The sequence below is a fragment of the Pseudomonas sp. CFBP 8771 genome (assembly GCF_014841695.1).
Classification (GTDB): Bacteria; Pseudomonadota; Gammaproteobacteria; order Pseudomonadales; family Pseudomonadaceae; genus Aquipseudomonas; species Aquipseudomonas baltica.
The window spans coordinates 1-306 of sequence record NZ_JACYUJ010000031.1 but is presented as its reverse complement, the minus strand read 5'-3'; the positions used below and the strand labels follow the sequence as shown (position 1 = coordinate 306).

Below are 306 nucleotides of genomic sequence, written 5' to 3'. Positions count from 1 at the left end.
CCGGGCTTTGCTTATATGGCATTAGCGACCTACGTTCCAGCACCCGGGCAGTCCTGCAAACTAGACAAACGTGATAACCGAAAGTCACAGTTCAACCGGGAATGGTGGACTGAATACAAGCCTGATGCGCAGATTGAAATACGCCGCACCCGCAAAGGGTGCGAGTTGGTGTTGCACAGCATCGACCTTGAGATCAACGGGGTGTACGGAAAACACTTCGGGGACTCTGGCGGTGATTCCGGGTTTATCGCAGTACGGGATTATCTCGACGCTCACGACAAGGGCACCTTCAATGCTACTGGTGAA

General features: G+C 53.3%; 1 pseudogene. It reads left to right on the top strand.

The window, feature by feature from the left end:
* Positions 1-306, top strand: a pseudogene (locus IFT80_RS21600) (hypothetical protein); the annotation flags it as partial.